This window comes from Salegentibacter salinarum (assembly GCF_900168115.1).
GTDB classification, from domain to species: domain Bacteria; phylum Bacteroidota; class Bacteroidia; order Flavobacteriales; family Flavobacteriaceae; genus Salegentibacter; species Salegentibacter salinarum.
The window spans coordinates 80,192-99,601 of the sequence record NZ_FUZC01000004.1; the positions used below are offsets into that span (position 1 = coordinate 80,192).

A 19,410-nucleotide genomic window follows, 5' to 3' on the forward strand; every position below is an offset into this window, starting at 1 on the left:
ACAATGAATATGGAACAACGCATTCAAATAGATCGACTACAACCGGAAGCTTTCAAAGCAATGTATGCACTGGAAGATTATCTCGCTAAAAGTGAACTTTCAAAAATTCACAAACAACTCATTAAAATAAGAGCGTCCCAAATGAATGGCTGTGCGTTTTGTATAGATATGCACACCAAAGAAGCCCTGAAAATTGGCGAAAGTCATGAGCGTATTTTTCTGTTAAATGCCTGGAACGAATCAAATCAATTTTCTGAAGAGGAAAAGGTAATTCTATTAATTACCGAAGAAATTACATTCATAGATAAAAACGGGCTTACAGATAGAACGTACAATAAGGCACTGGTGATCTTTTCAGAAACGTACCTTGCACAATTAATCATGGCCGCTACTGTGATAAATGCCTGGAATAGAATTGCCATAAGTACTAATAAACAAATACAAAACTAATAGTATGCACAAGAGCCATTTAATCGCAATTTTGTTATCTGTCACCCTGATGAGTTGTAATACAGATAAATCAAAGACTAATCCCAATGTTCAAATTAGTGCCCAAAATGAAAGCGAAGCAGACACCTTAACAAAGCACCTGAAGTCTTTTAAATCAGATTTACCTACTATAGGCCTTTTAATGTATGATGGAGTACTGCAGAGCGAAGTTGTTGCAGCATCGGACGTTTTTTCAAAACCTTCTGAAGACGGAAAACAACTTTTTAACGTAGTGACGATAGGGCAAAGCGAAAAACCCATTACCACCGAAGAAGGACTGAGATTTCTACCCGATTATACTTTTGAGGATTGTCCAAAATTAGATGCTCTTTTCGTACCCAGCGCTTATGACATGTACGCGCAAGTACATAATGAAAACATCGTGGATTTTATCAGAGAAAGGAATAACGAAACTCAATATGTAGTTAGCAATTGTGCAGGAGCTCAACTTATCGGGGCTTCCGGGATTGCAGACGGAAAGAAAATAGTTACATGGATTGGCGGCGGCGAACAACTTCAAAAGGACTATCCTAATTTGAAAGTGCAAGATGATAGTTCGGTGACCTATGTCGAAGACGGCAAATTCCTTTCCTCAAACGGAAACCTGGCGAGTTATGTTTCTGCTCTGGAATTATCGGAAAAAATGACCAGTCGCCAACATCGAGAATTTGTCGAATCTTATTTATATCTCGACCGACTTCAGGAATGGAAAAAAGAATAGGCCATTTTGGTCAATAATGGTCACTGTGTTGTTCGTTTCTCGTTTTCTTCTTCGAAATCGGCTCTATATGCAAAGTCCGTGCTCTCCCGGTCACAGATTTTACATTGGACGTCAGACTGTCTAAAAACCTTCCCTATCTTAATAACTTTGTTGACTTCTTTTCTAAGGTGAATATTTGATTTTTAGCACATTGGCGTATCTTCATGTTATGAGATTTATTATAGGAAAAGATCGTAAACAATCAGCTTTGTTTCCTGTTTCTTTAGAAGAAAGTATCGGGATAGAAAATGAAGTCCGTGCCATTGACCTCTTTGTCAATAGCCTTGATTTAGCAAAGATGGATTTTAAAGTGTGCTTTCCTGAAGGTGGAAGACCAGCTTACCACCCGTCTGTATTACTCAAATTATTCATCTATGGATATTTGAATCGGATTCGTTCCTCCCGGATATTGGAAAAAGAATGCCGGCGGAACATTGAAATGATGTGGCTTATGGAACAGCTTTCCCCGGATCACAATACCATAGCCAATTTCAGAAAGGATAATCCCGATGCCATTAAAAGGGTTTTTCGTGCCACGGTATAGCTGGCCAAGAACTTTAACTTGATCGGCGGCAAAATCATCGCCGGTGACGGCACCAAACTTCGTGCGCAGAAGAGCAAGAAAAACAATTTCAACACAAAAAAAATTGACAGGCATCTTAAGTATATTGATAACAAGCTGCAGCAGTATAATGAGGATATTGCCAATGCCGATGGAGATGCTGAAAAGGAAGAAACTCAAAATAATATCAAGCTTCACAGCACCAGAAAAGAAGGCTATAAAAAATTGCAGCAAGAATTAAAAGAAACCGGAGCACCACAAATATCGACCTCTGATCCGGAGAGCCGTCAAATGGTTATCCGCGGTAACACTACAGAAGTAGCCTATAATGTGCAATCCACCGTAGATGCCAAAAACTGTATTCCCATCGTATATGAAGTCACTAACCAGAATGATAAAAAAGCGATGGGCGCTATGGTTCGAAGGGCAAAGTCTATTCTTGGAACCACTGACTTTACAGCTCTTTTTGACAAAGGTTACTATACCGGAACTGAACTGGGAATTGTCCAGGGTTTAGGGATTAAAACCCTGGTGGCCATTCCTGACCAAGCTTCAAAGGCACCGGACCCTAATTACAACGTTAAAAATTTCATATACGATCAGCATAATGACACCTATACCTGCCCTGAGGGACACCCGCTCACCACTAGTGGAAAGCTTTACCTGAAATACCGTGGAACATCCAACCAAACAGAATTTAAACAATATAGAACCAAGGCTTGCAAAAGCTGTCCGGTGAAGGATTTATGCACTAAAGCAAAAAATGGAAAGGTCATTGAGCGTAATATTTTCACCCCTATGTATGATGAGAACCGAAAGAATATGGAGGAAGATCCGGAACTTTATCTTCGAAGGCAGGCTATTGCGGAACATCCCTTTGGAACTATAAAGCGGCAATGGGGTTTTGATCACATTCTTTCCAAAAAAGGCAAGAAACGAGCCTCCGCTGATGTAGGCTTTATCTTCATCGCATACAATCTCAAACGTATATTAAGTTTGATCGGTAAAAAAGATTTTAGGGAAATGTATGGCCACTTCAAACTGTGTTTTAACGTCTTCATTCAGGTTTATAGAGGCATTTTAATGACATTAAACAGCTTGACTACTGTAAACCTAAATTACCTTACGAATAGTAAACCCAATCCGAAAATGCTTATTTTAGTCGCTAATCAGCAATAAAACTTAGGTTTTTAGACGGACTGACGTTATGTGCAAGCTAAATAAAAACCAGCCAGTTCTCTAAAAACACAGAACGAATGAAAAAATTACTTTTATTAATTCCTATACTTATCAGTTGTTCTACAACGAAAGAAAAAACTGAATACCAACATCTTTTGGATTATGAAGGAAGATATGAATACATTAATCAAAGTACGCTTAATATTGTAGCTTCAGAACTTGACACTACACTCTATGCTGTAGTCAAGAAAGCAAAATACCCTTTGAATCATATCTCCCTAGACAGCTTTACAAATATTCAGGACATTCCTGTTGTTTTTAAAAGAGATAAATCTAACAAGGTCGTAGGTTATGAAACCAGTGGACAGTCTTTTCAACAAATCACGACGGATTTTGAAAAAATGGAAGTGTTCCCACGAAAAGAACTTTTTCACAAGCCTGACAATTACATATATCAAAAACCAAAAGAAATATCGGATGGGCTAAAAACGGGAAGATTAGAAGAAGCATTCAAAAACCCCGAACCAATAATTAATATGGTAAAGGAAACTATAAAAGGAAATTATCCTGATGTTCACAGCATCTTGATTTACAAGGATAACAAATTGGTGCTTGAAGAATATTTTTACGGTTACCATAAAGACACACCACATCAATTAAGATCTGCCACCAAACCTTTCATTGGTGGAATTCTAGGTATAGCAGTAGACAAAGGGTTTATTAAAAGCGAAAAAGAAAAATTGCTGCCCTTCTTTAAAAATAGGTACGATAAAATTGCCAACTTAGATGATAGAAAAAGAAAGCTGACAATAGAGAATTTCCTAATGTATAGGCACGGCATGGACTGTGAAAACAATAACCCAGAAAGCAAAGGAAATGAACAGGCAATGATGCAAAGCAATGATTGGGTAAAATACACACTTGATTTACCAATGTTTACAGAGCCAGGAAAATTTTCATCCTACTGCACTGGTTGTGCACTGACATTAGGGAGGTTAATTGAGATAGGAACAAAACAAAATATAGAAGATTTCGCCAAAGAAAACCTCTTTGGTCCATTGGGTATTGAGAATTATGATTGGACGTTTGAACCCAACCAAGCCAGTAGCGAAACATTTAGTCAGATGAGCATTAGACCAAGAGATTTAATCAAATTGGCTAAAATGTATAAAGACGGCGGAAAATGGGAAGGGGAACAAATAATTTCTCAAAGTTGGGTTGACAAAACTTTTGATATGGAAGATGGCGACTATGGTTACTTGTGGGAACATAAATATATTGTAATTGACGGGCATCAATATAATTCCTATTTAGCATCGGGCAATGGTGGACAAAAAATTAATATTTGGCCAGAACTTGATATGATCACGGTCTTTACTGGCGGAAATTATAATTCATATGTTTTGTATGGAAAAAGCACACCACCTAATGATATGATTCCAAAATATATTTTGAATGCTGTGGAATAAATGCCATTAAATAATAGAGTATAAAAGTAATGGTGTGGAAAGTGCTAAAGCAGAAGTAATACAAAATAAAGAAAGTATTTATTGAAAAAGCTGTAGCCTTAAAAACACTACTGCTCTTATGCAAGACGTAAGCGACAAGCAAAACCAACATTGGTTCAATGAATAAAATAAGAGAATATTTTGAAAATATCGTTGAGATAAATGATAGCGATTGGAGGTTATTCTCTTCAAAGCTAGAGAGAAGCGATTATCCCAAAAAGGCAATACTTCTAGAAGTTGGACAAACGGAAAGGCATTTATCATTTATAGCAAAAGGTTCAATCAGATTTTATATACCCAAACTGGAAAATGACTCAACTTTCGGATTTTGTTTTGAAAACCAGTTTGTTAGTGCCTACGACTCGTTTTTGACTCAAAAGCCCTGTGCTTATCAACTTCAGACGTTGACTGAAACTACGCTTTGGCGAATTTCACATAAGGACATACAGGAAATTTATGCAAAAAGCGATATAGGCAATACAATCGGCAGGTTGACCGCAGAAAATCTATTCTTGATAAAATCCGAGAGGGAGCAATCGCTTTTGAATGAAACAGCAGAAGAAAGATATTTGGCACTGATTAAAAAACGTCCGAACCTAATCAGGGAAATTCCGCTAAAATATCTTGCCTCTTACATTGGTATAACACCACAGGCACTTAGCCGAATCCGAACACGGATTTCTTAACCTAGGTTCATTGTTGCAAATCAATATTTTGAGCAACTTTGGAAAAAAAAGATGAAACCACTAATCGTTCTAATTTTCTTTTTTTTAGTAGCAATCTTTGCAGTTAGGGTCATTACCGGAATTTACAATTTTCCTCTATCTGCAAGAATCGGAATTTCGGTGATGCTACTTTTTACGGCAATGGGCCATTTCATATTCCCGGAGGGAATGGTATTGATGATTCCAGATTTTATACCGTTCAAAAAAAGCCTGGTTTACTTTACTGCCTTAATTGAAATTTTTGGAGCAATCGGTTTACATATTCCGCAGTTCAGAATATTAACCGCTTGGCTCTTGATTCTGTTTTTTCTTGCGGTTTTACCGGCAAACATAAAAGCGTCTATTGAAGGATTGGATTATCAAAAAGCTACTTATGACGGGAACGGATTAATGTATCTGTGGTTCCGAATTCCTTTGCAAATTTTATTTATATTGTGGATATACTTTTCTACAATCAGAATAAAATAAAAGTAATTTCGGAAAATGCCAGTTGCTACAAAATATAGAAACAATGCTCTAAACCTGTCGGAAATAAATTCCGTGCTCGCCTGCTTAACATCATTGTCCTGGGGACACTCACGCATTCCAGCTCGCCCAGTTTATATAGTAACCACGGAAGCAAATGAATTAATGTCTGAAATTCATAACAATAAAAAAAGAATACCGAGTGCTAAAACAACAGGATCATCAGTCCTGGTTAAATGGCACCGATCATTCTAAATTTGCATTTCCATATGAGGTACCATTAATAGCTTCGGAAGTAGTTTAATATTCTTGAAATCGTTTCATTCTAGATTTGAGGTCCAGGAATTTTTTTTCAAAAGCTTCCGTTGGTAAATACTTTTCTGATTTTACTTCAAAATACCGCAATCGTCCACTAATAATTTCCTTACTCACATTTATATCCTGCATGAGTATTTTTAACTGGTCGGTAATTTTTTCTTTCCAATTTGCTTTATCACCCGAATAAATACAGTAACGAATAAAAATGTTTTCAATATCATCCATTATCCAGGTTACTACAAATAAATCAATAAGTTCTTTCCTAGATCCTATTCGCTTCCCTGAGAAGAAAAAATCAAAACTAAAATCAGCCATATCATCATTAATAACAGATTGGTCGAAATAATCATTTCTAGAAAATTCCTTTAATGGTGAAGTATACATGATTGCTAGAATAGAATTACTCTTTTTTGCAATAAGACTGTTTATTACAAAATTACTCCAAATACAGGAGTATTTCCAAAATAAAGGAAAAAATCCTAATTAGGTTGGATGATGGAGGTAATATAAGTAGGGTATAAGTCTCCATTTTGATTAGTGGAAACAAAAAAACTTAAGAACACCTATTTCAGTAAATACTTAATTTTTTATGAAGATTTAGGTAAAATCATAGGTTTTATATTCCAATAAAACTAAAGAAGAATTAATTAAATGTATAAGTAAAATATGCTAAAAGTTGGACCTATGTTGTACCTGGGAAAAGAAAAAGGGATTTCGATTTTTAGAAACCCCTTATTTTCCTGGTAGCGAGACCGAGATTTGAACTCGGGACCTCCGGGTTATGAATCCGACGCTCTAACCAACTGAGCTACCTCGCCATAATTTTGTGTAAACTGCCTGTTGGCCTGACTTTACAAGCATTCTTGCTGGTTGTGAATGCGGGTGCAAATATATAAACATTTTGTATTGGCGCAAACATTATTTTCTAAAATATTTAATTTGTTTTCTTTTTATGTTTCTAATTAATATCTATATTGCCCGAAACTAATTAAATCTAAAAATGGAAGATAAGATAAAGTACGAAATGGAATTTCCCATTCAGGCTTCTCCTTCATTGTTATACCAATATATATCAACCCCCTCAGGATTAAGTGAATGGTATGCAGATAATGTAAATTCACGGGGCGAATTGTTTACTTTTATTTGGGAAGGAAGTGAAGAGAAAGCCAAATTGGTAAGCAAAAAGAGTGACGAACGCGTAAAATTTAAATGGCTTGATGACGAAGACACTCCATATTTTTTTGAAATAAGAATTCAGGTAGACGAAATTACCAAAGATGTTTCTATAATGATTACCGATTTTGCCGAAGATGAAGATGAAATTGAAGAAGGCAAAATGCTTTGGGAAAATATGATCTCAAACCTTAAACAGGTGCTGGGATCGGTTTAATAATCCTAAGATAAATATTACCTTTGCCCCGTTCTAAAACGGGGCTTTTTTATGATAAATCTAAACGGAAATTTAGTAGAAGACAACCAGGCATCACTTTCGGTGACCAATCGCGGATTTGCCTATGGAGATGCGGTATTTGAAACCATTCGCGTAATTAGCGGAAAAATAATGTTTTGGGAAGACCATTACTTTAGGCTTATGGCTTCTATGCGTATTATGCGTATGGAAATTCCGGCTAATTTTTCTCCCGAATTTTTGGAAGACGAGATCCTGGACCTGGTTAAAGAGAATGGCTTAGATACTACCGCGGCCCGCGTAAAATTTTCGGCTTACCGAAAAGAAGGAGGTTATTATAGACCTGCTACCCGTGAAATAGGATTCATAATTACTACTGAAGAACTTTCTGAAGCTTTTTATCTGCTGAATGAAGACGATTACGAAGTAGAGCTGTTTAAAGATCATTATGTAACCAGCGGTTTATTTTCTACGATTAAATCTAACAATCGTGCAATAAATGTGCTGGGAAGTATTTTTGCTTCGGAAAACGGGTATGAAAACTGCTTTCTTATAAATGAAAAAAAGAATGTAGTTGAAGCCCTGAATGGGAATTTATTTCTTGTAAAAGGAGATAAAATAAAAACGCCCCCGCTTACCGATGGAGCTCTAAATGGTATTACCAGGAAGAAATTATTAGAAATTATTAAAACTTTGCCTGAACTAACTTTAGAAGAAACTTCAATTTCTCCTTTTGAACTTCAAAAAGCTGATGAATTGTTTATTACTAACGTGATTACGGGAATTCAGCCGGTAACAAAATACCGTAAAAAGAAGTTTGTAAATAAAGTAGCAAAAGATTTGCTCTCAAAATTAAACGTAAAAGCGAGACTGGATTAGTTATAGCTGGGGTTTTCTGGTGCGTTAGACCATAAAATATATTCCCCGCCAAGTTGCATCATTTTATCCTTCCAAAAAGAGTGGTAGGGACGTTCTATGATGTCTTTTGGATTCTCGTTGTTAGTCACAATCCAGGCGTGTGAATTTAATTCTTCATCTAGTTGATTGGCATCCCAGCCCGAATATCCTAAAAAGAACCGAATCTCTTTTTCGCTAATTAAATTCTGATTAATTAGTTCTGTAACCACATCAAAATTACCACCCCAGTATATACCATTGGCAATTTCGACACTTTGCGGAATAAGATCTGGGATTTTGTGAATAAAGTAAAGATTGTCTTGTTCTACGGGGCCGCCATTGTAGATTTTAAAATTTGAAGAAAGGTCGGGGACAAGGTCTTTTAGAGTAAAGTCTAATGCTTTATTGAGTATAAAACCCACAGAACCTGCTTCAGAATGGTCGGCAAGCAAAACCACAGAGCGGTTAAATGCCACATCTCCAATAATAGATGGTTCTGCTACCAATAGATGGCCTTTGGTTGGTTTTAAAGCAATCATTTTAGCATGTTTTTATCTAAGCTACCATTAATTTAAAAAAAAATCAAATTAAAACTTAAATTATTTTCATTAAAAAAGCCCCCCAGATGGGAGGCTTTCAATCTTTTACTAATATAAATTATTAGTTTACAGCTTTTTGTAAATCTGCACCGGCCTTAAATTTAACTACATTTTTAGCAGCAATTTTAATGGTTTTTCCAGTTTGTGGGTTTCTTCCTTCACGGGCAGCTCTTTTAGAAACTGACCAAGATCCAAATCCTACTAATGAAACACGATCTCCTTTTTTAAGAGATTTTTCTACGTTTTCTAAGAAAGATTCTAAGGCTTTTTTTGCTGCTGCTTTTGAGATTCCAGCGTTTTCAGCCATTGCATCGATTAAATCTGTTTTGTTCATAATTTGAATTTTAAATAAATTGTTGGTTAAACATTCTGTTAAATTGCTTTACAAATTTATATGGAATTCTCGGCCGTGCAAGTAATATCAAGGGAAATGCGGGATTTTGTTAATAAGTCGGCCTTTTTGTTAATAAACAAGTCTAAATTTAGTTGATTTTTATCCCTTTCAGCAACCATAAGGCCTTAGCGGAATTTAGCCCCTTTCGTAAAATTATATCCGTTTAAAAGTGATTTCACATCCATTTTTCGCTTTCCGGGAAGTTGTAATTCTTTAATAATTAGATAACCGCCCGGTGCTGCTACCTTTAGCTCTTTATCCTCAATAGTTATACTTCCATTTTCTAAAGAATGACTGACTATTTCTTTTTTGCAGTGATAGATCTTTACTTTTTCCTCTTTTCCATCGTTAAACAAAATACTCCAGGCGGCAGGGTAAGGGTTTAACCCACGAATCAGGTTATAAATTTGATCTAAAGAAACGTCCCAGTTTATCTTTGTATTCTCCCGATTTAATTTTGGTGCATCTTTTAATAATGGATCAAAAGGTTGAGGAGTAGGAGTCAGGTTGCCTTTTTCTATAAGCTCAAGCGTCTCTACCACCAAACCGGAGCCAAGTTCCATTAGTTTATCATGCAATTCGCCCACGCTTTCTTCAGGAGCAATATTAATTTCCTTCTGAAGGATCATTGCACCGGTATCAATTTTTTCATCTAAGAAAAAGGTTGAGACGCCGGTTTTTGTTTCATTATTAATAATAGCCCAGTTTATTGGTGCAGCGCCACGATATTGCGGAAGCAGGGAAGCGTGAAGGTTGAACGTGCCGAATTTAGGCAAATCCCAAACAACTTTTGGTAACATTCTAAAAGCTACCACTACCTGTACGTTGGGATCGAGTGCAGTTAATTCTTCAATAAAAGTTTTATCTTTTAAATTTGTAGGTTGCAAAACTTTTAAACCTTTGCTCACCCCAAATTTCTTTACCGGACTCTCCTGTAATTTTCTCCCACGTCCCGCCGGTTTATCGGGTGCGGTAATTACGCCAACTACATTATAATTGGCGTTTAGGATACTTTCCAGGCTGGCTACGGCGAAATCTGGCGTGCCCATAAATACTATTCTTAATGATCTCATCATTTATTTATTTTGTAAATATTCCCGGATTTTCGGGCAATTAATTCTTTGTCTATTAATAAATGTAAAACTTCTAAAACCTGTTCCTCAGGATAATTAATGGCTTCGGTGAGTTGCCGCGAAGAAGCATCAGAGGTTTTTAAAGTTTTCATTATTTCTTTGTAGATCGTATTTTTTAACCCCTTGGTTAACGGCACGGCTTGTTTTTGACAAACCGAACAAATTCCGCAATTTTCGGCTTTTTCTTCTCCAAAATATGCGAGTAATTGTTTGCTACGGCAGACTTTATCATTTTCCAGGTAAGCTAAAACCGAATCAATTTTTTTCTTTTTGGATTCATTATGCTGCCTTATATAAGGTGCCAGCGGAAAAATAACCAAATCGTCTTCCCGTGGGACCAAAAATAAAACAGTTGCATCGTGTTCGGCAAAAACGTATTCCAGCACCTGGTCTTTTTCCAGCTCTTCAAGAAATTTAAGCGCTTTGCCCTGATCTATATTAGATTTTTTACAAACCGAAGCAAGGTCTATCGCGGTTTTATTTTCCAGGATTCCCCCGTATGTTCTTAAAAGCGCTTTTACAAAGCTTTCGTATTTCTGATTTTGCTCTAAATAATACTGAAGTTGTATTCCGGAAATGGTAAAATGAATACTGGTTCTTTTATGAAATTCCTTTGAAAGTTTTAGTACGCTGCACCTATCTAGAAGCTGAAGCACCTGGTAAGTTTTAGAAAACGGAAGTTCATACTGGGCACAAAATTTAGAAAAACTAAAATTGTGTTCGGTTTCCTCGCCTTCACCATATGCGATCCTGAAATAGGTGTTCAACTTTTTATAAACCAGTTTTACATCTTCCAGTTGGGGTAAATTAGCGAGAAACTGATTTTTTAAAACCGGAATATCGCTTTTATTAGTAAGCATAGTTGCGAACGCTTTTTTTCCATCTCTCCCTGCACGGCCGGCTTCCTGGAAATAACTCTCCAATGATTCCGGAAGGTTTAAATGAATTACCTGTCTAACATCCGGTTTGTCTATTCCCATCCCAAAAGCGGTTGTGGCCACCATAATGTGATGCTTATTCTCTAACCAACTGCTAAGCTTTCTCGTTTTTTCCTTAGGCTGCAATCCTCCGTGAAAAGCATCGGCTTTGTAGCCTTTTTCATTCAATAAATCAGCAATTTCAAGGCTTGCTTTTCGACTTCGAACGTAGATTATCGCCGCTTCATTCTTATTATTCAGCATTTGATATACCCTGTAATATTTATCTTCAGCAATTAAAACATTGTAGGCGATATTCGGTCGATAAAAAGAATCTTTTAGAACTTCAATATCTTCTAGTTCCAATTCTTTTACAATGTCTTTTACCACCGCCGGGGTTGCCGTTGCAGTAAGCGCAATGAAGGCTGTTCCCGGTTTCAGATCTTTTAAGAGTGAGATGTTTCGGTACGCCGGTCTAAAATCGTGGCCCCATTGCGAAATACAATGCGCTTCATCTACCGCGATTAGGTTTACATTCATCAATTTGATGCGTTCCTGAATCAAATCTTGTTGCAGCCTTTCAGGAGATAAATACAGGAATTTATAATTTCCGTAGATACAATTATCCAAAGCGGCATCCAGGTCACGATAAGCCATCCCGCCGGTTAAAGCCATTGCTTTAATGCCTTTTTGCTGAAGCGCATTTACCTGATCTTCCATTAATGCAACCAATGGAGAAATTACGATACAAATTCCCTCCTGAATTAGCGCGGGAACTTGAAAACATAGTGACTTTCCACCACCGGTAGGCATTAGCGCCAGTACATTATTTTGCTCCAGGAGTTTTTTTATTACGGGCTCCTGTAGTGGCCTGAAGGACGAATGCCCCCAGTATTTTTTTAATATGTAATGCGCGTCCTGCAAATAGCGTGGATCAAATTTGATTTAAAATAAATGCGGTTCTATCAACTACCGATGTTTTTGGAACTTCAATTGGGGTGTAACCGTAAGTTTTGTAGGTTTCAAAAAGATATTTAGAGATTTGGCTGGCTTCTTTAAAAGATTCGTAGCGCTCGTTATCGCTTTGGTAAATTTCCTCCCAGGGTGGTAAAAAGAATATTTTATCGTAAGAATATTCTTTACAGGCTTCGGTAAAATAAGTAGAATATTCAGTTTTAAAATAATCCATATAAGCGAGTACATCTGGGAGGCCTCGGTCTAAAAATATAGTTGAAGCCGGCAGTATATCGGCTTCACGATGCTGAATTTTTCGGCCCTCCAGCAGTTTTTCACTAAAAAGTACAGGTTTTTCAAGAAATAACTGGTCTATTCCCTGTTTTTGGGCTTCTAAAGTTACCTGCCTGGAAATTTCATGAAGACATTCGTGCCCATGTTTTTCCAATTGGCGGATTATAGAAGATTTTCCGGTACCGGGACCACCGGTAATTACTATTTTCTGTTTTTTCACGCTGCAAATTTCGACATTTGAAATTGATTATAAAAATGTATGCAATCCATGTATCTTTGCACCCTAAAATTAAGTTAGAAAATTATGAGTGGAGCGAAAGATCAGGAAGAGTTTTATAACAAATTAAGAGCGCAATTAGAGGATACATCCCTTTGGCCATCTGAATATTTATATAAATTTATAGTTCCTGCGAAATCGAATCAGGTAAAAATTATCGATGAGATTTTTGATAATATGGGAGCGGTTATAACTACCAGGAAATCTAAAAAAGGAACTTATATAAGTACATCGGTTAACGTACGAATGAAAAATCCTGATGCTGTAATAGAAAAATATAAAGAAGTGGCTGAAAAAGTGGAGGGTGTAATTTCTCTTTAAACTCTCCAGAGGTTTTAATTCACCTTAGTCTTTTCTTAAAAGTACAAATATTCTTTAAGAAGAATAACTAAAGTGCTTGCGATTAAATACTAGATTTTTAATTTCTCAAAATTTTACCTTATCCCGATAATATTTAGTATTTTGCAGCGATTAACTTCTACAAGGAACTACCTCGGGCTGAGCCTACGGGGCATTAAATGGAAGAATTTTTAATTTTGAGACAAATCTCAGTATATTTAAGACTCGATTATCGAGTAAAGTATCACCTATAAATTTCAATTTTGACACACGCATTAGAATATAATTCCGAAAGGAAACACTTAATTATTCCCGAATATGGGAGACATCTTCAGAAAATGGTGGAAGAAGCCGTTGAGATAGAAGATGATAAAGAACGAAACCAGGTTGCGAAATCTATTATTGCCGTTATGGGTAATATGCAACCGCATCTTCGGGATGTACCCGATTTTCAGCATAAGTTATGGGATCAATTATTTATAATAAGTGATTTTAAGCTTGATGTAGAATCACCTTTTCCTAAACCAACGCGGGAAATGCTGGAAGAGCGTCCTGAAATGTTAGATTATCCTCAAAATTTTCCAAAATATCGTTTCTACGGAAATAATATTAACCGAATGATCAATGAGGTTAAAGACTGGGAAGAAGGTCCTTTAAAGGAAGGTTTGGTTTTAACGATAGCCAATCATATGAAAAAATCTTACCTAAATTGGAATCGTGATACTGTTGAAGATGAAATTATTTTTGAACATCTTCGGGAACTTAGCGGCGGAAAAATTAATTTAAAAAATGCCGATGAAGATCTTAGTGATGCTTCAAGCCTTATTAGAAATAAGAAGAAGCACACCGGTAAAAACAATAATCCTAAAAAATCCAACCGCAAAGGTGGAGGTGGCCGTAAGCGCTACTAAATAATATATTACTTTCATGGGAACTTTCCAAATTGAAGGCGGGCAGCAACTTAGTGGCGAAATTCAGCCACAGGGAGCCAAAAACGAAGCCCTGCAAATTCTTTGTGCCGTATTATTAACTTCAGAGGAAGTTGTGATTAACAATATTCCGGATATCCTGGATGTAAATAAATTAATTCAGCTTCTTGAAAATCTTGGAGTGAAGATCAAAAAGCTTGGGAAAGGAAGTTATTCCTTTAAAAGCGATGATCTTGATTTAGATTATTTAAGCAGTGACCAATTTAAAAAAGACGGTAGTGGGTTACGAGGATCTATTATGATTGTGGGTCCATTACTGGCAAGATTCGGTAAAGGATTTGTTCCGAAACCGGGTGGCGATAAAATTGGTAGAAGAAGACTTGATACCCATTTTGAAGGGTTTATTAAACTGGGTGCAAAGTTTAGATACAACAAAGAAGAACGTTTTTACGGCGTAGAAGCTCCAAACGGATTGAAAGGTAGTTATATGCTTCTTGAAGAAGCTTCAGTTACCGGTACAGCGAATATTGTAATGGCAGCTGTTCTTGCGAAAGGAACTACGACTATTTATAACGCTGCCTGCGAACCTTATTTGCAACAACTTTGCAATATGCTGAATTCAATGGGAGCCAAAATTAGCGGTGTTGGTTCTAATCTTTTAATTATTGAAGGAGTAGAAGATTCTCTAACAGGTTGTGAGCATAGAATTTTACCAGATATGGTTGAAATAGGTTCCTGGATTGGTATGGCCGCTATGACTAAAAGCGAACTTACCATAAAAAATGTAAACTGGGTTATGTTGGGGATTATTCCAACAACTTTTAGAAAATTAGGAATTACTATTGAACGCAAGGGAGACGATATTTTTATTCCTGCGCATACAAATGGCTACGAGGTTCAAAGTTTTATAGATGGTTCTATTATGAATATTAGCGATGCTCCATGGCCAGGTTTTACACCCGATTTATTGAGTATTGTTTTGGTAGTAGCTACACAAGCTCGAGGAAGTGTACTTATTCACCAAAAAATGTTTGAAAGCCGATTGTTCTTTGTAGATAAATTAATTGATATGGGCGCTAAGATTATTCTTTGTGATCCGCACCGGGCTACAGTAATTGGACACGATTTCCAGTCGCAGTTAAAAGCTACAACGATGACTTCTCCCGATATAAGAGCCGGAATTTCCTTGTTAATCGCGGCACTTTCAGCCAAAGGAACTTCTACCATTCATAATATTGAACAAATAGACCGAGGTTACGAAAATATAGATGAACGCCTTAAAGCATTAGGTGCTAAAATAGAGCGGATTGCTTAAAATTCAAATATAACCACCTATATCCTGGAATAATCCCGAACCTTCGGGGCAGGTTGACGAATGAACATAAAAAAATCCGGATGAATATGAATCATCCGGATTTTTTATAGGAAAAGCTTCAGAAACTAAACTTCGGTTTTTGCTTTTTTCTTGTTCTCTTTATAATGGAAAAGATTATGCTCTTTAATCATTTTTGTAGTTTTTTCAGGAAGCATATCTTCCCAGCCTTCTTTTCCTTCGCTTATCATTTGTAAAACTTCTCTTGAATAAACGTCCAGAATTTCAGGATTGTAATTTTCAATATCTTCAACTCTTCCGTTATACTTAAAGAATTTATACAATTCTTTCATTCTTGGATGAACTTTTAAGTTATCGCTGGTAGTAATTTCACCGGTTTCTGAATCTTTAAGTGGGTAGAGGTAAACCTTAAGATCTTTAAAGAATAATTTACCAAAAGCTTCCAGAATACCACCACTTAGGTGCCTGTAATATTTCTCATCAAATACATCAACCAGGTTATTTACACCCATAGTTAAGCCCATTCTTTGCTTAGAATATCTGGAGAAATATTCTACTACTCGGTAATATTCCTGGAAATTAGAGATCATTACGGTTTGTCCCAGGGAACATAAAAGTTTTGCCCGGTCCATAAAATCGCGTTCATCAATTTCACCTTCCGCCCTAAGGTTAGAAAGCGTTATTTCAAAAATAACTTCGGTATTTTCTTTTTCTACTTTACTTTCTTTCAGGAATAATTCAAGCGAACGCTCATACATGTCCATATTCACCTTAGTCACCGGTCTAAAACTTCCGCGTAGGGCAAGAATATTCTTTTTATAAAGTATTTTAGCAGGCAGTACGTTATTACCATCTGGAGCAAACATTACGGCATCTGTCATTCCATTTTTAACCAGTTGTAAACTCATTAAACGGTTGTCTACACCTTCAAATCGCGGTCCGCTGAAATTTATGGTATCAATTTCTATTTGATCTTTATCTATATGATCGTAGAGGTAACGTAAAAGTTTTTTCGGATTGTCATATTTATAATAAGCTCCGTAAATAAGGTTTACACCAAGTATTCCAAGGGTATTTTGTTGATGGCGCGCATCGTTTTCGTGAAATCTAACGTGCAGGCTAATCTCGTTATAATCTTCTTCAGGACTCACCTGATATCTAATTCCTACCCAACCGTGGCCTTTATATTTCTTAGCAAAATCTATGGTAGCAACGGTGTTAGCGTAACTAAAGAAAAGTTTATTAGGGTGTTTTTCACGGGAAATTCGCTGCTCAATCAGGCCAATTTCGTGGGAAAGCATCTTTTTTAAGCGTGCCTCAGTAACATATCTCCTGTCATTTTCCACTCCGTAAATTGCATCACTAAAATCTTTATCATAGGCACTCATGGCTTTTGCGATAGTGCCGGAGGCGCCACCGGCTCTAAAAAAATTTCTTACCGTTTCCTGGCCGGCACCAATTTCAGAAAAAGTTCCGTAGATATTTTCATTTAAATTAATGCGAAGTGCTTTGCTTTTAATTGAAGGAACATTTTCAAATTCCTTATCGCCCATTATTGTAATTGGCATAATTTTTCTTTTATGTGTGGATTCTTTTTTTGCTTAATCCAAAGGTACTAAAAACAGTAAGGTATTGAAAAAAAATATCTTTACTTTTGCCTAAAACATATAATTCTTGGAAGTAATATTTTTAGGTACAGGCACCTCGCAGGGAATCCCAATTATAGGTAGTAAACACCCGGTTTGCCTTAGTGATAATCCCAGAGATAAACGCTTGCGGGTATCTGTTTTGGTAAAATGGGAAGCATATAATATCCTGATAGATTGCGGCCCCGATTTTAGGATGCAAATGCTGGCAAACCCTGTAGAAAGCCTTGATGCCATTTTATATACCCACGAACATAACGATCATACTGCAGGTTTAGACGATATTAGGCCCTTTTTCTTCCGCCAGGGAGATATACCGGTTTTTGCTCATAAAAGAGTGCTGGAGTCCCTTAGAAAGCGATTTGAATATATATTTACTTCAACAAATAAATATCCCGGTGCACCAGGAGTGCAGGAGAATGAAATTGTAAACGAAAATTTTTACTTTAAAGATTTAAAAATTACTCCCATAAATTATATGCATAACCGCTTACAGGTGTTTGGCTTCAGGCTTAAAGATTTCGCATATCTTACGGATCTTAAATCTATTGAAGAAGAAGAGGTTCAAAAACTGGATGGCGTAAAGGTGCTGGTAGTAACCGCTTTAAGAATAGAACCGCATCATTCTCATTTAAACCTCGAGGAAGCTTTAGAATTTATAGCAAGGGTTAAGCCTGAAAGAGCTTATTTAACCCATATTAGTCATTTACTGGGCTTTCATGATGAAGTGCAGAAGCAACTTCCCGATAATGTATTCGTAGCCTACGATAACCTAAAAATCACCATTTAAGATGCGTAAAAACCTATTGCTGTACCTCTTTATCTTTTCTCTTTTGTTTACCATTTTTATTTATGTGAATGACAAAAAGATTCTCGATGCGCGGGATGCCGAAATTCAAAAATTAAAAGCGGAAGTTGAACGGCTTGAGGTAGAAACCGAATCTGCAGCTGCTTTAGACGAAAATGAAAGTTATTTCTCTTTGATCAATAACGAAGATGCAATGACTTATTTTGAAGATAAAGGAATTGAAGCTGAAGATGTTCGTGAAGCTATAGAAAATGAGTTAATGAACCAAAATAAGGTAGATATTGATAATTCCTACGTGCCTTTTGACGGGATGGAAGGTAATATGCATATCAACAAAATCAAGGTTTTAAACCATAAATGGGTTATTGCCGATTTTACCGATGGCACCTACTGGGGCGAAGTATTTTTCACCTATTTTATTGATGAAAACGGGAAGCCCGAGCTAATTGCCGAAAAGTCTTTTATTTACCCGGCAGCAAATTAAATTCGCTTTTTAAGCCATTCCCTTAATTCAAAGAAATTTTGTGGTGCTACCCCATGACCCACAGGAAATTCTGAATAACTGTTTTCAATATTAAGATCATCCAGAACAGGTTTGGTTTTTCTAGCCCATTCTACCGGAATCACCTGGTCTTGAGAACCGTGCGAACAATAAAATGATAGTTTAGAAAAATCATTTTTCTCAAATCCCGGTTTTATAATTTCTTTATTTATATAACCACTAAGAGCGACAATATTTTTAACCTTTTCAGGATAGGAGAGGGCTACCGCATAACTTAAAATACTTCCCTGGCTAAAGCCTAAAAGAGTTACGTTTTCAGCATTTAAATTATAGGCTTCAATTGCTTCGTCCATAAAACCTGCAATTTTCTCCCGGGATTCTTTAGCCTGCTCATCGTCACTAAATTTTCCATTCTGGTTATCCCAGTGAATCGCGTACCAGGCGTTACCGTAAGGTTGCATCGCGTAAGGTGCTTTTACCGAAATCACGAATAATTCATCGGGTAATTCTTCAGCAAAGGAGAAAAGATCGTTTTCATCACTTCCGTAGCCGTGAAGCATAATGAGTAACGGTGCCTTTTCAGTTTGGGTTTTCGGTTTTCTTATAAGGTGATGGAGAGAAAGTTCTTTGGTATTCATTTAATTTATTGTGCTAAACCATTTTTGAAAATACGCGCCTAAAATTGGCACTTCTTTTTGTTCGCCCTGAATTGCGGTTACCAGGCCGTAAATACCCAAAACCGCAATAAAAATATAAAAGGCAGATGAAATTAACCAGCTGTCAAATAATCCTACTAAAACTCCTAAAACGTAAAAAGTAACGTGAATGCCAAAGGCCTGCCTAATATGAAATGAAGCAAAAGGATTCTTATGCTCGTTGTTCATAAAATAAGCGATTATAGTACCAATAATAGTGAGATAGGCAACAATAGCTGGAGTTTTTCCTTCTTCGGCAACAGTTTTCATAGCTGGTTA

Annotated in this window: 23 protein-coding genes and 1 tRNA gene; 14 read left to right on the forward strand and 10 right to left on the reverse strand. The window is 36.6% G+C overall.

The window, feature by feature from the left end; translation table 11 throughout:
* The first annotated feature begins 9 nt into the window (after positions 1-9).
* From B5X53_RS06295 to B5X53_RS06320, 7 genes are all read left to right on the forward strand, one after another.
* Positions 10-450 (forward strand): carboxymuconolactone decarboxylase family protein, encoded by a 441-nt coding sequence (locus B5X53_RS06295; RefSeq protein WP_079712590.1) that lies wholly within the window; start codon positions 10-12, stop codon positions 448-450.
* A gap of 4 nt (positions 451-454) precedes the next feature.
* Positions 455-1,210 carry a DJ-1/PfpI family protein gene (locus tag B5X53_RS06300; protein WP_079712389.1) on the forward strand — a complete coding sequence of 252 codons (756 nt, stop codon included), beginning with the start codon at positions 455-457 and terminating at the stop codon, positions 1,208-1,210.
* A gap of 208 nt (positions 1,211-1,418) precedes the next feature.
* The gene (locus B5X53_RS19140; protein WP_198550767.1) at positions 1,419-1,793 is read left to right on the forward strand and encodes a transposase; all 375 of its coding nucleotides are present in this window, start codon (positions 1,419-1,421) and stop codon (positions 1,791-1,793) included.
* Positions 1,794-1,811: 18 nt separating this feature from the next.
* The gene (locus B5X53_RS19145; protein WP_198550768.1) at positions 1,812-2,990 is read left to right on the forward strand and encodes a transposase; all 1,179 of its coding nucleotides are present in this window, start codon (positions 1,812-1,814) and stop codon (positions 2,988-2,990) included.
* A gap of 77 nt (positions 2,991-3,067) precedes the next feature.
* Complete coding sequence (locus B5X53_RS06310; RefSeq protein WP_079712390.1) at positions 3,068-4,459, forward strand: serine hydrolase domain-containing protein; 1,392 nt, start codon at positions 3,068-3,070, stop codon at positions 4,457-4,459.
* Between the two features lie 158 nt (positions 4,460-4,617).
* Complete coding sequence (locus tag B5X53_RS06315; RefSeq protein ID WP_079712391.1) at positions 4,618-5,184, forward strand: Crp/Fnr family transcriptional regulator; 567 nt, start codon at positions 4,618-4,620, stop codon at positions 5,182-5,184.
* A gap of 51 nt (positions 5,185-5,235) precedes the next feature.
* Positions 5,236-5,691, forward strand: a complete 456-nt coding sequence (locus B5X53_RS06320; RefSeq protein WP_079712392.1) for a DoxX family protein — start codon at positions 5,236-5,238, stop codon at positions 5,689-5,691.
* 297 nt (positions 5,692-5,988) lie between these two features.
* Here B5X53_RS06320 and B5X53_RS06325 read toward each other — a convergent pair whose 3' ends face one another.
* Complete coding sequence (locus tag B5X53_RS06325) at positions 5,989-6,390, reverse strand: hypothetical protein (protein ID WP_079712393.1); 402 nt, start codon at positions 6,388-6,390, stop codon at positions 5,989-5,991.
* Positions 6,391-6,747: 357 nt separating this feature from the next.
* Positions 6,748-6,824: transfer RNA gene (locus B5X53_RS06330), tRNA-Met, on the reverse strand.
* A gap of 182 nt (positions 6,825-7,006) precedes the next feature.
* Here B5X53_RS06330 and B5X53_RS06335 point away from each other — a divergent pair.
* Both B5X53_RS06335 and B5X53_RS06340 read left to right on the forward strand, forming a co-directional pair.
* Positions 7,007-7,396, forward strand: coding sequence for an START-like domain-containing protein (locus B5X53_RS06335; RefSeq protein WP_079712394.1), 390 nt, complete (start codon positions 7,007-7,009; stop codon positions 7,394-7,396).
* 51 nt (positions 7,397-7,447) lie between these two features.
* Positions 7,448-8,293 carry an aminotransferase class IV gene (locus B5X53_RS06340; RefSeq protein ID WP_079712395.1) on the forward strand — a complete coding sequence of 282 codons (846 nt, stop codon included), beginning with the start codon at positions 7,448-7,450 and terminating at the stop codon, positions 8,291-8,293.
* Here B5X53_RS06340 and B5X53_RS06345 read toward each other — a convergent pair.
* From B5X53_RS06345 to B5X53_RS06365, 5 genes are all read right to left on the reverse strand, one after another.
* Positions 8,290-8,850 (reverse strand): YqgE/AlgH family protein, encoded by a 561-nt coding sequence (locus B5X53_RS06345; RefSeq protein WP_079712396.1) that lies wholly within the window; start codon positions 8,848-8,850, stop codon positions 8,290-8,292. The genes B5X53_RS06340 and B5X53_RS06345 overlap by 4 nt on opposite strands.
* Positions 8,851-8,971: 121 nt before the next feature.
* Entirely contained in the window at positions 8,972-9,244 is a 273-nt protein-coding gene (locus B5X53_RS06350) for an HU family DNA-binding protein (RefSeq protein ID WP_006990442.1), read from the reverse strand.
* A 185-nt stretch (positions 9,245-9,429) separates the two neighbouring features.
* Positions 9,430-10,377 (reverse strand): methionyl-tRNA formyltransferase, encoded by a 948-nt coding sequence (gene fmt / locus B5X53_RS06355; protein ID WP_079712397.1) that lies wholly within the window; start codon positions 10,375-10,377, stop codon positions 9,430-9,432.
* Entirely contained in the window at positions 10,377-12,278 is a 1,902-nt protein-coding gene (locus B5X53_RS06360; protein ID WP_079712398.1) for a RecQ family ATP-dependent DNA helicase, read from the reverse strand. The genes fmt and B5X53_RS06360 overlap by 1 nt, the downstream gene beginning before the upstream one ends.
* Positions 12,279-12,288: 10 nt before the next feature.
* Positions 12,289-12,822 (reverse strand): AAA family ATPase, encoded by a 534-nt coding sequence (locus B5X53_RS06365; RefSeq protein WP_079712399.1) that lies wholly within the window; start codon positions 12,820-12,822, stop codon positions 12,289-12,291.
* Between the two features lie 84 nt (positions 12,823-12,906).
* On the opposite strand from B5X53_RS06365, the gene B5X53_RS06370 reads away from it, so the two are divergent.
* The 3 genes from B5X53_RS06370 to murA all read left to right on the forward strand — a co-directional run bounded on the left by B5X53_RS06370 (position 12,907) and on the right by murA (position 15,462).
* Entirely contained in the window at positions 12,907-13,200 is a 294-nt protein-coding gene (locus B5X53_RS06370; RefSeq protein WP_079712400.1) for a DUF493 family protein, read from the forward strand.
* Between the two features lie 281 nt (positions 13,201-13,481).
* Positions 13,482-14,129, forward strand: a complete 648-nt coding sequence (locus B5X53_RS06375; RefSeq protein ID WP_079712401.1) for a DUF4290 domain-containing protein — start codon at positions 13,482-13,484, stop codon at positions 14,127-14,129.
* A gap of 16 nt (positions 14,130-14,145) precedes the next feature.
* Positions 14,146-15,462: a UDP-N-acetylglucosamine 1-carboxyvinyltransferase gene (gene murA, locus B5X53_RS06380; protein WP_079712402.1), complete on the forward strand. Its 1,317-nt coding sequence runs from the start codon at positions 14,146-14,148 to the stop codon at positions 15,460-15,462.
* A gap of 125 nt (positions 15,463-15,587) precedes the next feature.
* On the opposite strand, the gene B5X53_RS06385 is transcribed toward murA, so the two are convergent.
* Positions 15,588-17,048, reverse strand: coding sequence for a nicotinate-nucleotide adenylyltransferase (locus B5X53_RS06385; RefSeq protein ID WP_079712403.1), 1,461 nt, complete (start codon positions 17,046-17,048; stop codon positions 15,588-15,590).
* A 106-nt stretch (positions 17,049-17,154) separates the two neighbouring features.
* Between B5X53_RS06385 and B5X53_RS06390 the strand changes: the two genes are divergently transcribed.
* Entirely contained in the window at positions 17,155-17,916 is a 762-nt protein-coding gene (locus tag B5X53_RS06390) for an MBL fold metallo-hydrolase (RefSeq protein WP_079712404.1), read from the forward strand.
* Position 17,917: 1 nt separating this feature from the next.
* Complete coding sequence (locus B5X53_RS06395; protein ID WP_079712405.1) at positions 17,918-18,418, forward strand: hypothetical protein; 501 nt, start codon at positions 17,918-17,920, stop codon at positions 18,416-18,418.
* On the opposite strand, the gene B5X53_RS06400 is transcribed toward B5X53_RS06395, so the two are convergent.
* Together B5X53_RS06400 and B5X53_RS06405 are read right to left on the reverse strand one after the other, a co-directional pair.
* A complete protein-coding gene (locus B5X53_RS06400) occupies positions 18,415-19,074 on the reverse strand; it encodes an alpha/beta hydrolase (RefSeq protein ID WP_079712406.1) in 660 nt (219 codons plus the stop codon). The genes B5X53_RS06395 and B5X53_RS06400 overlap by 4 nt on opposite strands.
* Entirely contained in the window at positions 19,075-19,401 is a 327-nt protein-coding gene (locus B5X53_RS06405) for a DUF4870 domain-containing protein (RefSeq protein WP_079712407.1), read from the reverse strand.
* Between the last annotated feature and the right edge of the window lie 9 nt (positions 19,402-19,410).

Bases quoted from the DNA above. Each gene is read 5' to 3' on its own strand.
- B5X53_RS06295 (WP_079712590.1), top strand. From the start codon at position 10: ATGGAACAACGCATTCAAATAGATCGACTACAACCGGAAGCTTTCAAA.
- B5X53_RS06300 (WP_079712389.1), top strand. From the start codon at position 455: ATGCACAAGAGCCATTTAATCGCAATTTTGTTATCTGTCACCCTGATG.
- B5X53_RS19140 (WP_198550767.1), top strand. From the start codon at position 1,419: ATGAGATTTATTATAGGAAAAGATCGTAAACAATCAGCTTTGTTTCCT.
- B5X53_RS06310 (WP_079712390.1), top strand. From the start codon at position 3,068: ATGAAAAAATTACTTTTATTAATTCCTATACTTATCAGTTGTTCTACA.
- B5X53_RS06315 (WP_079712391.1), top strand. From the start codon at position 4,618: ATGAATAAAATAAGAGAATATTTTGAAAATATCGTTGAGATAAATGAT.
- B5X53_RS06320 (WP_079712392.1), top strand. From the start codon at position 5,236: ATGAAACCACTAATCGTTCTAATTTTCTTTTTTTTAGTAGCAATCTTT.
- B5X53_RS06325 (WP_079712393.1), bottom strand. From the start codon at position 6,390: ATGTATACTTCACCATTAAAGGAATTTTCTAGAAATGATTATTTCGAC.
- B5X53_RS06335 (WP_079712394.1), top strand. From the start codon at position 7,007: ATGGAAGATAAGATAAAGTACGAAATGGAATTTCCCATTCAGGCTTCT.
- B5X53_RS06340 (WP_079712395.1), top strand. From the start codon at position 7,448: ATGATAAATCTAAACGGAAATTTAGTAGAAGACAACCAGGCATCACTT.
- B5X53_RS06345 (WP_079712396.1), bottom strand. From the start codon at position 8,850: ATGATTGCTTTAAAACCAACCAAAGGCCATCTATTGGTAGCAGAACCA.
- B5X53_RS06350 (WP_006990442.1), bottom strand. From the start codon at position 9,244: ATGAACAAAACAGATTTAATCGATGCAATGGCTGAAAACGCTGGAATC.
- fmt (WP_079712397.1), bottom strand. From the start codon at position 10,377: ATGAGATCATTAAGAATAGTATTTATGGGCACGCCAGATTTCGCCGTA.
- B5X53_RS06370 (WP_079712400.1), top strand. From the start codon at position 12,907: ATGAGTGGAGCGAAAGATCAGGAAGAGTTTTATAACAAATTAAGAGCG.
- murA (WP_079712402.1), top strand. From the start codon at position 14,146: ATGGGAACTTTCCAAATTGAAGGCGGGCAGCAACTTAGTGGCGAAATT.
- B5X53_RS06385 (WP_079712403.1), bottom strand. From the start codon at position 17,048: ATGCCAATTACAATAATGGGCGATAAGGAATTTGAAAATGTTCCTTCA.
- B5X53_RS06395 (WP_079712405.1), top strand. From the start codon at position 17,918: ATGCGTAAAAACCTATTGCTGTACCTCTTTATCTTTTCTCTTTTGTTT.
- B5X53_RS06400 (WP_079712406.1), bottom strand. From the start codon at position 19,074: ATGAATACCAAAGAACTTTCTCTCCATCACCTTATAAGAAAACCGAAA.
- B5X53_RS06405 (WP_079712407.1), bottom strand. From the start codon at position 19,401: ATGAAAACTGTTGCCGAAGAAGGAAAAACTCCAGCTATTGTTGCCTAT.